We start from the raw sequence: 14763 nt of genomic DNA on the forward strand, positions 1-14763 counted from the left end.
AATAGGCTTTTGACACTCCAAGCCTACAAAGAAAATAGATAAAGGAGATTTAATATGAAGCAGATACCTGCGATATTGGAAGAAAAAGCAGCAGAATTAGAGACTTATTATAAAGAAAATTATCCAGGCCTGGCACCTTTGGCAAAACAATGCTTCTTAAATACCATAGAAACGACGGTAAAACAATTAGAAGACGGAAGTTATTTTGTAATTACCGGAGATATACCGGCCATGTGGCTTCGCGATTCGGCCGCTCAGGTACGCCATTACCTACGTTACGCCAAGCAGGATCAGGATTTACGGAACATAATAGAGGGTGTAATTAAAAAACAGGTGGAATTTGTGAACATCGATCCATATGCCAATGCATTTAACGAAAGCAGCAACGGGATGGGACATCAGGATGATACACAATTAAATCCATCCGTATGGGAGAGAAAATATGAGGTGGATTCTTTGTGTGCGCCATTATACTTATCTTATTCTTACTGGAAAGAAACCGGTATAAGTACAATTTTTACCGAAGATTTTCTTAAAATGATAAATACAATTATTCAGGTATTTACCGTTGAACAGAAACATGAAAATTCACCTTACTATTTCAGAAGATATCAATGCGTAAAATCAGATACCCTTGTTAATAACGGTAAAGGAAGACCGGTTAACCATACCGGGATGACCTGGTCAGGTTTCCGCCCATCCGATGACTGTACCAAATTTGGCTATCTGATTCCCGCTAATATGATGGCTGTTGTTGCGTTAAGTAATGGAGAAGAAATCTGCCGTGAAATTTACAAAGACGATGAGACAGCAGGAAAATGCAGGACATTACTGGAAGAAATCAAGGCTGGTATTGAGGATTATGGTATTATTAATTATCCGGGATACGGTAAGATCTATGCTTATGAGACAGACGGATTTGGGAACTATAACCTTATGGATGATGCCAATTCCCCCAGCCTGTTAGCTATGCCCTACCTGAACTACTGCGGCAAAAAAGATGAGTTGTATCAAAATACCAGGAGATTTGTATTGTCTAAGGATAATCCGTATTACTGCACAGGAAAATATGCCAGCGGTGTAGGAAGCCCTCATACGCCCAAAGGAATGGTTTGGCATATCGGTATCGTTATGCAGGCTTTGACCTCCACAGATGATAAGGAAATCAATGACTGTCTTATAATGCTTGCCAATACCCATGCGGGAACTAATTTTTGTCATGAAGCTTTTAATCCGGATGACCCCGCGGATTATACCAGATCATGGTTTGCATGGGCCAATTCCCTATTTGCGGATTTATTGATCCAATTAAAGGAGAGAAACTTTTTTAAACAGGAAGGACAAGGTGTAAATAATGAGCGAAAATAAAAAGGTGAAAAATGTCCATTTAATAGCAAATGCCCATCTGGATCCGGTATGGCTCTGGAGATGGCAGGAAGGCTGTTCAGAAGCGCTGTCTACTTTTCGTACCGCCTCTGAATTAACGGAAGAATTTAATGGGTTTGTATTTAATCATAATGAAGCAATTCTGTATGAATGGGTAAAAGAAAATGATATTACCTTATATAACACGATTAAAAAACAAATCCAGGATGGTAAATGGCATATTATGGGAGGGTGGTTTTTACAGCCGGATTGTAATATGCCATCCGGTGAATCCATAATCAGGAATATCCAGGTTGGCCAAAGGTTTTATAAAAAAGAGTTTGGAGTAGTGCCGACAACCGCCATTAATTTTGATTCCTTTGGACATTCCAGAGGATTGGTTCAGATACTGAGTAAAGCAGGATATGATTCTTATCTTGTCTGCAGGCCGGCAGCGGACTGGTATGATTTTAAAGATCAGGATTTTATCTGGAGAGGATTTGCAGACTCGTCTGTAATCGTACACCGTTCCGATGAAAATTATAATTCCGTCTGGGGAGATGCAGCGAAAGAACTGGATCAGTTTCTGGAACAGAAAAAGGAGGAAGAGGTTACTCTATGCTTATGGGGAGTAGGTGACCATGGAGGCGGTCCCACAAGAAAAGATTTAAGGGATCTAAAGATAATGATAGAAAACAGTGAAGAATATCATATCAAACATTCTGTACCGGAAGCCTATTTTGAGGAATTAAGGGAAAAGAATCCTGATTTGCATGAAGTTTCTGCAAGTCTGAATCCTGTGGCGCCGGGATGTTATACTTCTCAAATCAGGGTAAAACAAAAACATCGTTTATTGGAAAATGAATATTATTCTGCTGAAAAAATGGCAACTGCCGCAGAAGTATTAAATCATAAACCTTACCCTAAGGAGATATTTCATGAGATAGAAAAAGCGCTGCTGTTTAGTGAATTTCATGATGCCCTGCCTGGTTCCGGCAGTCCATTGGTGGAAGAGGATACTATACGGTTATTGGATCATGGACTGGAGTTAGTGTCCAGAATGAAACACTATACGGCACTTGCATTAGCTGAACATGAGGATAAAGTGAAACCGGACAGTTCCGTAATTCTTATGTACAATCCTCATCCATATGACATAACAGGTGTTTTTGCCTGTGAAGTGGGTCTGCCAAAACAAAACTGGACATCGGATTTTATGTATCCTGAAGTCACCGCTGAGGGTAATAAGATACCAACTCAGGCAGAAAAGGAATGCAGTAATTTCTCTATTGACTGGAGGAAAAAGGTAGTGGTACAGGCAACACTAAAAGCTTTCTCTATGAACCGCTTTGATGTTACCTTTAAACCTATGGAAAAACGGCCCGTATTCAGTGAAATTGTGTCAAAACCCCTATATGTATTTGAAAATGACAGAATGAAAGTCGTTATTAATACAACTACAGGGTTATTGGAAGAATACTATGTTGACGGGATATGTTACCTGACGAAAGGAAGTTTTATGCTCTCGGCGTTTGATGATACCAGTAATCCATGGGGAATCGGGACGATGGAATCCTCGGGGCGAAGAAATTTCAGCCTTTTGTTACCTCATGAGGGAAGTGAATATTCCGGTTTAACAAGTAAAGTAATTCCATCCGTAAGAATTATTGAGGACGGCGAAGTACGTACCACTATTGAAGCAGTATTTGGATTACATAATTCAAAAAGTTATATCCGTTACCAGCTCCCGAAAAAAGGAACGGATTTTGATGTTGAATTAGGTGTTTTATTCTTAGAGAAAGAGCAGTTTTTGAAATTAACACTTAATATTCCGGAAGCAGATAATAAATTCAGCGGACAGATCATGTTCGGAAGTGAGGAATTAAAGCAAGGTGAAGAAACCGTATCCCAGAAATGGGTTATGGTCAGTGATAAAGATAAAAATGCGGTAGCAGTACTGAATAAAGGAACTTATGGAGCAAGTTATATGAACGGAGAGTTAGGAGTTACTTTATTAAGGAGTGCAGGATATACGGCGTCTGATTTTATTATGGGCAAAGCCTTACAGGAGGAGCAATGGGCACCCAGAATGGAACAGGGCGAGAGATTTTACCAGTTCAGGATAACTGCAGGGAATAAAAAAGAACTGGATAACCGCCTGGACCAAATGGCTTTAGCTTATAATGAAGAACCCTACGCTTTTGCATACTGCCCGCCTGGGTATATAGAACCCGGAGTTAATCGGAGAGTAAGCTTTTTAACAATTGATAATCCCAATGTTATTTTATCTGCTCTTAAAAAGAGTGAGGACAGAGACGGATATATTATGAGGCTTTATGAGAATTCCGGTAAATCTGCTACTGCAGTTCTTAATATTTTGGACGGCAGGTTGGTAAAAGAAATAAAGCTTAATGCAAATGAGATAAAGACCTTCTTTATATCCGTCAAAGACAGTTATATAGAGGAGACCTCATTGATTGAAATGGATTTAGGTAATTCAGAAAATATATAGATTTTCGAATATACCAAACCGCATTATTTATAAACCGAATTAAAGTAAGTAAAATTTAAGGAATTAGACCGTTGACAAATTTTCCAAGGTCCTTTATCCTTGACATATCGGGGTTGCTGCAAAATATCAATTTATTCTGCAGCAGCCCTTTAAAAATACTAGTCAGGAGAAAATTTGTGAATCAAACTTGGAAAAAAAATATAATAATCTTTTTAGCCAGTCAGACTTTATCCCTCTTTGGATCCTCCCTTGTCCAATACGCAATAACCTGGTATATTACCTTGGAAACGAAGTCCGGTCTGATGATGACCATATCTATCATCTGCAGTTTTCTGCCTACCTTTTTCCTCTCACCTTTTGCAGGTGTATGGGCAGACCGTTATAACCGCAAAATTTTAATTATGTTGTCTGACTCCCTTATAGCAGTATCTACATTGATATTAGCAATCTTATTTTTAATGGGTTACAATTCCATTTGGATGTTATTTATCGTATCTGCTATCCGTGCAGTCGGGGCAGGTATACAATCACCGGCAATTAACGCATTTCTGCCTCAATTGGTACCGGAAGACAAGCTCACTAAAATAAATGCGACGAATGGCACTATCCAGTCCCTGATTATGCTGGTATCCCCTATGCTAAGCGGAGCACTGTTAACTTACACCAGAATTGAGGCAATCTTTTTTATTGATGTGATTACTGCTGCCATAGGAGTAAGTATATTGCTGTTTTTCCTTCATGTAGGTGCTCACAATAAGGCTATGTCAGAACAGGCAGTCAGTTACAAAGAAGATATGTTTAAAGGGATCAATTATGTGAAAAACCATCCTTTTGTAAAAGAATACTTTATATTCTGTGCATTTTTCTTCTTTTTGGCCACACCCGTTGCTTTCCTTACCCCGTTACAGGTTACCAGAAGCTTTGGTGAAGAGGTATGGCGGCTGACGGTTATTGAAATTATTTTTTCCGTAGGTATGATGGCCGGAGGTATCCTTATGACAATTTGGAATGGTTTTAATAATAAAATCCATACCATGACTTTATCCAGTGTTGTTATGGGTGTTTGTACATTTGCTTTTGGTTTTATTTCAGATTTCTGGCTCTATTTATTACTAATGGGTGTGTTCGGATTTGTTATGCCATTTTTTAATACTTCTTCTACGGTAATGCTTCAGGAAAAGGTGGAAGAGGACTATTTAGGCAGGGTATTTGGGGTATTCGGAATGATTTCCAGTGCAATGCTGCCACTTGGTATGTTACTTTTTGGACCTTTATCCGATATAATAAAAATAGAATGGATTTTAATTGGCACCGGTATCCTGTTATTTGTGGAAGGCCTTATTATGTCCGGCAGTAAAGTTCTATTGGATGCTGGTAAACCCAAGACAAAAAATGCAGGAGAAGTAAATTAATATCAAAGATAAGAGGGGGGAGAATCTAACTGAATAATTTATGATATAGGAAAAAAGCCCATGTTAATAAATAAATCTTGTTTCCTGTTACAGGTTCAGTTATAATATGAATTAGACGAAATATTACAAAAGATAACATTATTTTTAATTAGATTTAGTGATGTTATATCAATTTTAAGGCTGCTTTATTAACAGAAACATTCCCAGGGAATGTTGGTGTTTGCTAAGGAGAAAACAATGTCGGAAGTAAATAGAATAACAAATGCAGAGAATAATAAGGTATATAACGTAAATTCAGATAAAAAAACCACAGCCGTTAAGAGCAGTTTCTCTTCCTTTTTAGGAGAAACGAAAAGCCTGGATTCTATTTTTAATGAGGCGTCACAAAAATATAATGTACCGGTTGATTTATTAAAAGCAATTGGTAAGGCCGAATCCAGTTTTGATGCGAAAGCAGTTTCAAGATGCGGAGCCCAGGGTATTATGCAGCTTATGCCTGCTACGGCAGCTTCACTTGGTGTTACGGATTCTTTTGATGCACAGCAGAATATAATGGGTGGTGCAAAGTATATTTCCCAGCTGTTGGATAAATATGACGGTAATGCAAGTTTAGCTCTTGCAGCTTATAATGCAGGAAGTAATAATGTTGCGAAATACGGCGGGATTCCTCCTTTTAAAGAAACTCAGAACTATGTTAAAAAAGTACTTGACTATGCTAATCAGGGTGTTGATACAAACAATGCGGTAGTCTCCGCTAATTCTGCGGCCTCAGGGAATACGGTAACATTTTCCTCCATCGATATTGCACAGATTAAAAATAATCTCATTAACGGCGAGGATACGGAAGAAACTACATCTGCCGCAGATGAATTACAGTCTGTTTTTAATTATGATGATTACATGAAATTTATTGATACTTTCTTTAACGACGATGAGGAAAAGAAATCAAAGGAAGATAATAAAAATTATACGGCTAATACGATTAATTTCAATGTTCCGGTAATGAGTTTATTAAAGTTGAAAATTTAGCCTGCTATTTTAATAAGCACACACTTGGATCTTAGCAAGACAATTTACACGAAACTGCATGGTCATCTGTCGGCCAAAATGTTATATGAAAACGGAGATTCATTATGAAAAATACGGGTTCTGTTATAAATGCGATGATACAGTATTATTCAGGAGATATAAAGAGAATTAATCATTTTATTAAAGTGTATGGTTATTGTAAATCCATAGGGGAAATGGAAAACCTTGATGATAAAACAAAAGAAATCCTGGAAGTTACGGCAGTAGTTCATGATATCGGCATAAAGGTAAGTGAAGAAAAATATCACAGCAGTTCAGGGCATTATCAACAGATCGAAGGCCCTGCCGTTGCCGCAGATATGTTAGGAGGTCTGGGTTATGATCAGGAGTTTATAGATCGTGTATGTTATCTCATTGCACACCACCATACCTATACTAATATAGAGGGGCTGGATTATCAGATTTTGGTGGAGGCTGATTTTTTAGTTAATTTGGATGAAGATAAGTCATCCACGGATACTATTCGTAATGTGAAACAAAGTATTTTTCGTACCAAAACAGGAATAACATTTTTAAATCATTTATTCGGCGTTTAAATCACACAATCTTTTCTCTCTAAAATTACCAGTAAGGGGCTTTGCATAATTCATAAAATGTTACTTGTTAAGATACCTCATATTCTTAAAGTAAGTCAGTAAATTTAAATTGCAATAGCCCTTCTTTTTAAATCAGACAGTAACCTATACCATATCCAAGGATTCCTAAAACCAGGGAGCTTATAATATAAGTAAATGCATTCAGTTTTTTATTTTTCTGAAATAGCTGAAACCCTTCATACATAAAAGTTGAAAAAGTTGTGTAAGCTCCTAAAAATCCATCCCCAAATAAAAGGTAGATATTTTTTCCGGCGTCCATACTGCTTATAATTCCTAAAAGGATCGCACCGGTTATATTAATCATAAAAGTACCTATAGGGAAAGCAATGCTGTATTTACCGGAAATTATTTTACCCGCCTGATACCTTGTCAGACTTCCCAGTGCCCCACCTAAACCGACAAATATTAATTCCATATTATTCCTCCTGTTCATCTACGGGATTATTATTTACATTTTTTTTATTCTTTTTAATGATGCAAACAACAGTTCTTTCTAAAACTACACCCAGATAGGCGGCGGTAATTCCTAATAACGCTGAAAGAGTTACATAAGAGAATGCGGATAAATAAGCGCCTTTAGACAATAAGGATACTGTTTCTTTACATAGGGTTGAGAAGGTGGTGAAAGCGCCAATAAAACCTGTAGTAATTCCTAATTTTAAATCGGCTCCTAACTTAAAAACTTCATTCGCTCCGGTTAAAACCAAAGCCAGAACAAAGCTTCCGATAATATTGATGGCTAAGGTATTTAAAGGTATATTTCCACTGTAATAGTCAGTAGGAATATTCCTGATTATATACCTTAAAACAGCGCCAAAGACACCACCCAAACTAATAAAAATGTATTTTCGCATTTTATTATCTCCCTCTTTTTTCATATGGTATATTTAAAACATATTTCTCTATGATTTATTCTTAAGTAACTATTTAGAGTACTCAATTATTTTGTGTACATAAACGCAGGTATGCAGGAAATGAATAGTCACCAATATTAAATAAAATAACCCCTGCAAATAATACAGAGTATTTGCAGGAGTCATCAGCATCTTAAGCGGTTAAAGGTGAACTCCATCACCGTTCAGCTTTCTATTATAACACCAAATTAGAAAAAAAACTATATTTTTATTAAATGGATATATCAGGAATTCCTAACAATTACATAGTAAATATATAAATAATATTATATAATAACGATAGAGATACCGATTACCTATACTTAAGATCTTCTGCAAGAGGTGAGACGAATGGAGAACATAATTATTAATGCAATGAAAGCAGTTATTATACATGATAGAAAAGCGCTGATTGTGAAACGAACGGAGACAAATAAAATCGGTGCGGGAACCTGGGAATTTGTTGGAGGAAAATTAGAATTCGGAGAAGATTTGATTAGTGGGTTAAGAAGAGAAATACTGGAAGAAACAGGATTAGAAGTCACGGTAGACAGGTTGCTTTTTGCCACGTCCTTTAAAACCCACGATTACAGACAAGTTGTGATAATTAATTATTTATGTCACACTGATACGAATGAGGTTATTTTATCCGAAGAACATTCTCATTACTTATGGGCGGATAAGTCCGCCTTACAGAAGTGTTTAGGAAAGAGAACCCTTAAGGACTTAGCAGAGAATAACATACTGGATCAGCTGGATATAGATTAAGATATAATATAATTTGTATATAATCCATAATTTATGATAAAACTATTTGGGATAAAAGTTCTGTCTTAAGGAGGATGAGAAGATGAATGAAAGTTCAGAATACAGATTAACTGCCTGTGTAATTCATTTCTTCGTATATCTGGTGATTGTTGTTGTTCCCTGGTTATTTGCTTTTGAAATGCTGCCGTTTAACTACGCAGCAATGACGATACCCGTTGAAATCGGTATCTATATCCTGTGGAGTGTTGTCCTGATTTTATCTGTATTTCTAACTAAAAAAGACATTAAAAAGTATACCTTTGATTCAACAGGGGAAATGTTAAGTAAAAGAATGTGGAAAGTTATTTTTGTAATTTTCCGGGTACTTATTCTGTTCACTTTGGCTTATTTACTTCTCTCCTTACTTTTAATAGGTATTAGTTATATGGTTTAAAGAGATAAAGCCTGATTCAATTATTGATAGGGCTTTTTTCTAATGTAATTATTGTTAAAAATAATATAATTGTGATAAGTTTATGCCTTGTTTTTCTCTCTTTTTATGTGTAAATTGTCTAAATAATTCTGGTATTTAGTCATGTCATTATTGAATAGCGACAAATTGACGTTTGTTCAAGTTGAAATAAGAGCCTATCACCCGTTATAATAAAACTATCTTAAGAAGATGATTGGCCAATCAATTCTTCAGAAAATAATAATAACTATTCATTAATTTTCAGAAGAGAGGGTAAGAGATGAAAGAAAAAGTTCAAGTGTTTGGAAGATTTTTAAGCGGTATGGTTATGCCGAATATTGGGGCATTTATAGCATGGGGGTTTATAACTGCATTATTTATCCCGACGGGATGGTTACCAAATGAAAACCTTGCAGTTTTGGTAGGTCCTATGGCATCAACATTACTAACCTTATTAATTGCTTTCACCGGAGGTAATGCTGTTGCCGGTCATCGAGGCGGAGTTATCGGAGCAATAGCAACAATGGGTGTTATAGTTGGTTCGGATGTTCCTATGTTTCTCGGTGCAATGATCATGGGTCCCCTAAGTGCCTGGATTATTAAAAAGTTTGATAAATTACTGGAAGGAAAAATAAAAGCAGGTTTTGAAATGCTTGTGAATAACTTTTCACTTGGTATCATAGGCGCGTTACTTGCATTACTTGCATTAAAAGGGATTGCTCCGGTTGTTTCACAATTAAATATTGTGATGCAGGCAGGTGTTGGTTTCTTCGTTGAGCATGGTTTACTTCCTTTAGCAAGTATATTTATTGAACCTGCAAAGGTATTGTTCTTAAACAACGCAGTTAATCATGGCATTTTATCCCCAATGGGTATGGAGCAGTCTAAAGAATTAGGAAAATCAATTTTCTTTTTATTAGAAGCCAATCCGGGTCCGGGACTCGGTATCCTGCTTGCATATTGTATTGCAGGTAAAGGTTCTGCCAGAAGCTCTGCACCGGGTGCAATTATAATTCACTTTTTAGGTGGTATCCATGAAATATATTTCCCTTATGTTTTAATGAATCCAACTTTAATCATAGCAGCTATTGCAGGTGGAGCGAGCGGTATCTTTACGCTTAGCATATTAGGCGGCGGTTTAGTTTCGGCAGCTTCTCCGGGAAGTATTATAGCAGTACTTGCCATGACACCAAAGACAGGATATCTGCCGGTTATCTTAGGGGTATTAGTTGCAACAGTGGTTTCCTGCGCGGTTGCAGTACCTCTGCTTAAGATATTTGGTAAAGATGAAGATGTTGAAGCAGCAAAAGATAAAGTAAAAGAAATGAAAATGGCTTCCAAAGGTATTGTAGCAGAAAACAAAAGTGTAGTGTCTGAAACCCAAAGTATAGACAGTGCTAACGTTAAAAGTATCGTATTTGCCTGCGATGCCGGAATGGGTTCCAGTGCTATGGGGGCAACGGTACTTCGTAAAAAACTGGCAGCAGCAGGACTTGGACACATTAATGTAGTTCATGCATCCGTATCAAATATACCAGGGGACGCAGAGATTGTAGTTACTCATGTGGAATTAAGAGAACGTGCAGCTCACAGCAATCCAAATGCGAAATTAGTTTTAATCAAAAACTTCCTTTCAGCACCGGAATATGACACTTTAGTAGAAGAGTTAAAACAGACAAAATAGAGCTAGCAAATTAGTGCGAAAGGGGTTATTGCGTTAGGCAATACCCCTATTTGCACTACTATAATGTTATTACTATGTTATTTAATATAATTTAATTATTATTACAAGTCCTGTAACAAATACTTATCTTTTACAGGCCTTTACCGGTCATATATCAAGTCAGTTCATCTAATTTTAACAAAGTCTTGACGTTTGAATAATTTCAGGAAATTTTAAAAAGGAGGGATAAGATTATGAATTTTTCACCGCGGCTTCGTCAGATATTGCTTATTTTATTACAGGAAGATCAGGTTGTATCCGTTAAGAAACTGGCTGAAGAAATAAAAGTCAGTAAAAGGACAGTACAAAGAGAATTAGAGTATATCGGCAGTTCCTTAAAAAATTACAATATATCTCTACAGACGAAGACGGGAACCGGTATATGGCTGGAAGGAGAAGAATCGGATAAAAAGAATTTATTTCATTTGTTAAAAGAAGAGGATATACTTGATTCCGGTGATAAAGAAGAAAGAAGAAAACGATTAATATTAGAGATATTAAAGGATAGATCTCCTAAAAAATTATATTATTACGGTAATATATTCGGAGTCAGTGAAGCTACCATAAGTAATGATATGGAAGCAATTGAATCATGGTTTCATCAATTTGATTTGAAAATAATCAGAAAGCAAGGATATGGGGTCGCCTTAGAGGGCAGTGAGAAAAATTACCGTTTGGCAGTGAGAAAATTTATTGATGAAAATATGGATAATAAGGTAATGAAAAACCTCTCTGACGGTAATGAACGGTCCATATTGGACGTTATTCGGGATAAAGAAGGAAAGAATATTTATAATCTTATCAATAATGATGTTCTTAAGCAGGTTATTACCTGTTTTAAAAGTATTCGGGACAAAAGATTATTAAGATTAACGGAAAATTCCTATATAGGGTTGATTCTTCATGTAACGATAGCGGTTAACCGGATATTGCAAGAGGAAATAATTGAATCGAATAAGGAGTTAGAAGATAAACTAAATAAGGACGAAGATTACGATCTGGCTCTGCACATTGCCAATTCTTTAGAAGAGGAATTTCAGATTGAAATTCCCGATATTGAAATTGTATATATGCTGCTGCACATTAAAGGGTCTAAATTGCAATATATAGATGAAGGGTTAGAGATTGAAAACCTGAATGAACGGGAAGAAATCTTAAATTTTATTAATGATATGATTAATGCTTATGATGAGAATATGGCATATGAACTGAAACAGGACGAAGAATTTATTGTCGGTCTCCTTGCACATTTACAGCCAACGTTCATCCGGCTTAAAAATCATATGACCATATCCAATCCTCTTTTACAGGAAATTAAAAATACTTATCCTGAAATTTTTAAAAAATGTCTGAAAGTAGGCAGTTTGATAACCCAAAGATATGGATATAAAGTGCCGGAGGAGGAAATCGGCTTTTTAGCCATGCATTTTGGTGCTGCCGGGGTTCGCCTCGAAAATCAGAAGGAAAGTAAGCGAAAGGTGGATATTGGAATAGTATGTGCCAGCGGAATCGGCATTTCCAGGCTTATGCATACTAAGCTGAAGCGTTATTTAAAAGACAGGGCAGAGATTGTAACTTACGGTAAGGAAGATTTAACGGTATCCGTGTTAAATCAACTGGATTTTCTAATTTCCAGCATTAGATTAGATGAGATCAATGCAGATATTGTAAGAGTAAGTCCTTTGTTAATTGATTCTGATTTAGAGAATATTGAAGCAAAAGTGAGATTATATGCGAAAACTCCAAAAACGTTAACAGCAGATAAAGATTTTACAAAACAGCTGGAATTAGTTAATTTCACTGCAACTCAGATAAAATCTATACTGAAAGATTTTTCACTTTTTAAAGTAAGTAATTTTATTACGTTTGAAGAGTTACTGGTTGCAGTTACAGAAAAATTATCTCCATACAATGAAAAAAGGCGGCTCATTCAGGAGGATATAAGAAGAAGAGAAAAAATTGCATCCCAGATTATCCCGGAATATGACTTTGCACTGCTCCATACCCGTACCAAGGGAGTGCTAAAGCCCAATTTCTCGGTTTGTGTAACCAAAGAATTGACGGAATTTGAAGATCCCTTTTTTCAACATATACATGCTGTGATCATCATGTTGATCCCGGAGGATGAACACACGGTTGAAAATGGAAGCATAATGGGTTATTTAAGCGGCAAATTAATTGAGGATAACGAGTTCCTGAAGTTCATCTTTCAGGGTGATAAAGAAAAAGTTTATAATTATATTTCTAAGGAATTAAAAAATTACTTTAATCAGTATTTAGAGCAGGTCTGAAAAATGTTAGCTCCAGAATATGGAAGAAACAAGTTTAGAAATGGCACTAACGGATAGTGTCAAAGTCATTTTTGTATAAATTGAAATTTGATAACAGGTAAGTTTATAATAGAATTATGAAAGAGAATTTAAACTAATTCTTCAGAATTAAATTCTTTAAAAGAAAAAATTTTTTATAAAGCAGTACCTAGTTGACCGGTTTAATAGAAAGGACATAAATTAAATGGACTTATTACAAAAAACAAATATAGTGTTAGGGTGTAAAGCAAAACCAAAAGAAGATGTGATACGTGAAGTCGGCGGCTTATTATATGAAAGCGGTTATGTAGATGAAAATTATATAGATGCTATGTTAAAAAGGGAATTATCTTTCTCGACCAATATCGGAAATGGCATTGCATTGCCTCATGGTGTGGAAGAAGCAAAGAAGGATATTAAAAAATCCGGGATTGCTGTTATGGTTTTTCCGGAGGGTACCCTGTGGAAAGATGAACTGGTATATGTGGTAATCGGAATTGCAGGGGTTGGCGATGAGCATCTGGAGGTGTTAGCTAATATAGCAGACATACTATCCGCTCCCGAAGCAGTGGATAACTTAAGAACAAGCAGTGTAGATGAAATCTATAATTTATTTACGGGTAAGGAGTGATTTCATGATTATAACAGTAACAATGAATCCTGCGATTGATAAGACTGTTGAGTTAGATCAATTGGAACCGGGCAGCTTAAACCGTTTGAAGAATGTTATTATGGATGTGGGAGGAAAGGGTATTAATGTATCTAAAACCATTAAAGAGCTCGGCGGTAACTCCATAACAACCGGTTTTATAGGAGGAAGCGGCGGAAACCTTATCGAAAAAGCCTTAAGAGAACAGGGAATTAAATCTGATTTTGTAGAAATTAATAATGAAATCAGAACAAACATGAAAGTTTTAGAATCGAGTGGTTTTGTTACGGAGCTAAATGAACCGGGTCCTGTGGTGAGCGAAGAGGAATTAGAACAATTGACACAGAAGCTAATCAGTTATGCAAATGAAGATACCCTGTTTATTATGGCCGGCAGCATACCAAATGGTATCAGTAAGACTGTATACCGCGACCTGATACAAAAAGTTAAAGAAAAAGGTGCAAAGGTGTTTTTGGATGCTGACGGAGAGTTGTTTATACATTCGTTAAAAGCAAGCCCCGATTATATTAAACCAAACAGGGCTGAATTGGAAGAATATTTCCAGATGGATTACCGGGCAGATGAAAAAGAACTGGTTAAGATGGGAAAGCAGCTGATTGAGAAAGGTATTAAGATGGCGGCTATATCACTTGGGCAGATGGGTGCTTTATTTTTAACAAAAGACAAGGTAATAAAATGCCCCGGGTTAAGGGTGGAAGCTCATTCTACGGTAGGAGCCGGGGATGCCATGGTAGCGGCACTTGCGTTTGGATTAGATCAGGGACTTGACATGGTTCAATGTGCAAAATTAGGATTAGCTGCTTCAGCGGGAGCAGTAACAACAAAAGGTACCAAACCACCCAAAAGAGAATTAGTGGATGAATTAATGAATAAGGTTGAAATAATAGAGTTATGATTTCAGGTTTAAGAGAAAAGAAAATGTTAAGTTAAAAGTAAAATTCTATGATATAAATTCAATAATAAATATTCAATAAT

General features: G+C 36.4%; 13 protein-coding genes and 1 riboswitch. Of the genes, 11 read left to right on the plus strand and 2 right to left on the minus strand.

What is annotated here, in order from left to right; translation table 11 throughout:
* Positions 1-54 precede the first annotated feature (54 nt).
* The 5 genes from RBU59_RS20440 to RBU59_RS20460 all read left to right on the plus strand — a co-directional run bounded on the left by RBU59_RS20440 (position 55) and on the right by RBU59_RS20460 (position 6914).
* Positions 55-1368 (plus strand): glycoside hydrolase family 125 protein, encoded by a 1314-nt coding sequence (locus tag RBU59_RS20440; RefSeq protein ID WP_308144327.1) that lies wholly within the window; start codon positions 55-57, stop codon positions 1366-1368.
* A complete protein-coding gene (locus RBU59_RS20445) occupies positions 1355-3877 on the plus strand; it encodes a glycoside hydrolase family 38 C-terminal domain-containing protein (protein ID WP_308144328.1) in 2523 nt (840 codons plus the stop codon). Before RBU59_RS20440 ends, RBU59_RS20445 begins: the two co-directional genes overlap by 14 nt.
* Before the next feature lie 176 nt (positions 3878-4053).
* Entirely contained in the window at positions 4054-5289 is a 1236-nt protein-coding gene (locus RBU59_RS20450; protein WP_308144329.1) for an MFS transporter, read from the plus strand.
* Positions 5290-5526: 237 nt separating this feature from the next.
* Positions 5527-6318, plus strand: coding sequence for a lytic transglycosylase domain-containing protein (locus tag RBU59_RS20455; RefSeq protein WP_308144330.1), 792 nt, complete (start codon positions 5527-5529; stop codon positions 6316-6318).
* 104 nt (positions 6319-6422) lie between these two features.
* Complete coding sequence (locus RBU59_RS20460; protein ID WP_308144331.1) at positions 6423-6914, plus strand: HD domain-containing protein; 492 nt, start codon at positions 6423-6425, stop codon at positions 6912-6914.
* 127 nt (positions 6915-7041) lie between these two features.
* On the opposite strand, the gene crcB (RBU59_RS20465) is transcribed toward RBU59_RS20460, so the two are convergent.
* Positions 7042-7389: a fluoride efflux transporter CrcB gene (crcB, locus tag RBU59_RS20465; protein ID WP_308144332.1), complete on the minus strand. Its 348-nt coding sequence runs from the start codon at positions 7387-7389 to the stop codon at positions 7042-7044.
* A gap of 1 nt (position 7390) precedes the next feature.
* Positions 7391-7828, minus strand: coding sequence for a fluoride efflux transporter CrcB (gene crcB, locus RBU59_RS20470; protein WP_308144333.1), 438 nt, complete (start codon positions 7826-7828; stop codon positions 7391-7393).
* 169 nt (positions 7829-7997) lie between these two features.
* A riboswitch (Fluoride riboswitch) is annotated at positions 7998-8059 on the minus strand.
* 159 nt (positions 8060-8218) lie between these two features.
* Between crcB (RBU59_RS20470) and RBU59_RS20475 the strand changes: the two genes are divergently transcribed.
* From RBU59_RS20475 to pfkB, 6 genes are all read left to right on the plus strand, one after another.
* A complete protein-coding gene (locus RBU59_RS20475; protein WP_308144334.1) occupies positions 8219-8635 on the plus strand; it encodes an NUDIX hydrolase in 417 nt (138 codons plus the stop codon).
* An 82-nt stretch (positions 8636-8717) separates the two neighbouring features.
* Positions 8718-9068, plus strand: coding sequence for a hypothetical protein (locus RBU59_RS20480; RefSeq protein ID WP_308144335.1), 351 nt, complete (start codon positions 8718-8720; stop codon positions 9066-9068).
* A 298-nt stretch (positions 9069-9366) separates the two neighbouring features.
* Positions 9367-10770: a PTS mannitol transporter subunit IICB gene (locus RBU59_RS20485; protein ID WP_308144336.1), complete on the plus strand. Its 1404-nt coding sequence runs from the start codon at positions 9367-9369 to the stop codon at positions 10768-10770.
* A 233-nt stretch (positions 10771-11003) separates the two neighbouring features.
* Entirely contained in the window at positions 11004-13100 is a 2097-nt protein-coding gene (locus RBU59_RS20490; protein ID WP_308144337.1) for a BglG family transcription antiterminator, read from the plus strand.
* A gap of 223 nt (positions 13101-13323) precedes the next feature.
* Complete coding sequence (locus RBU59_RS20495) at positions 13324-13749, plus strand: PTS sugar transporter subunit IIA (RefSeq protein WP_308144338.1); 426 nt, start codon at positions 13324-13326, stop codon at positions 13747-13749.
* A gap of 4 nt (positions 13750-13753) precedes the next feature.
* Positions 13754-14683, plus strand: coding sequence for a 1-phosphofructokinase (gene pfkB / locus RBU59_RS20500; RefSeq protein ID WP_308144339.1), 930 nt, complete (start codon positions 13754-13756; stop codon positions 14681-14683).
* Positions 14684-14763 lie beyond the last annotated feature (80 nt).

The organism is Anaerocolumna sp. MB42-C2, assembly GCF_030913705.1.
In the GTDB taxonomy this organism is placed as follows: Bacteria; Bacillota; Clostridia; order Lachnospirales; family Lachnospiraceae; genus Anaerocolumna.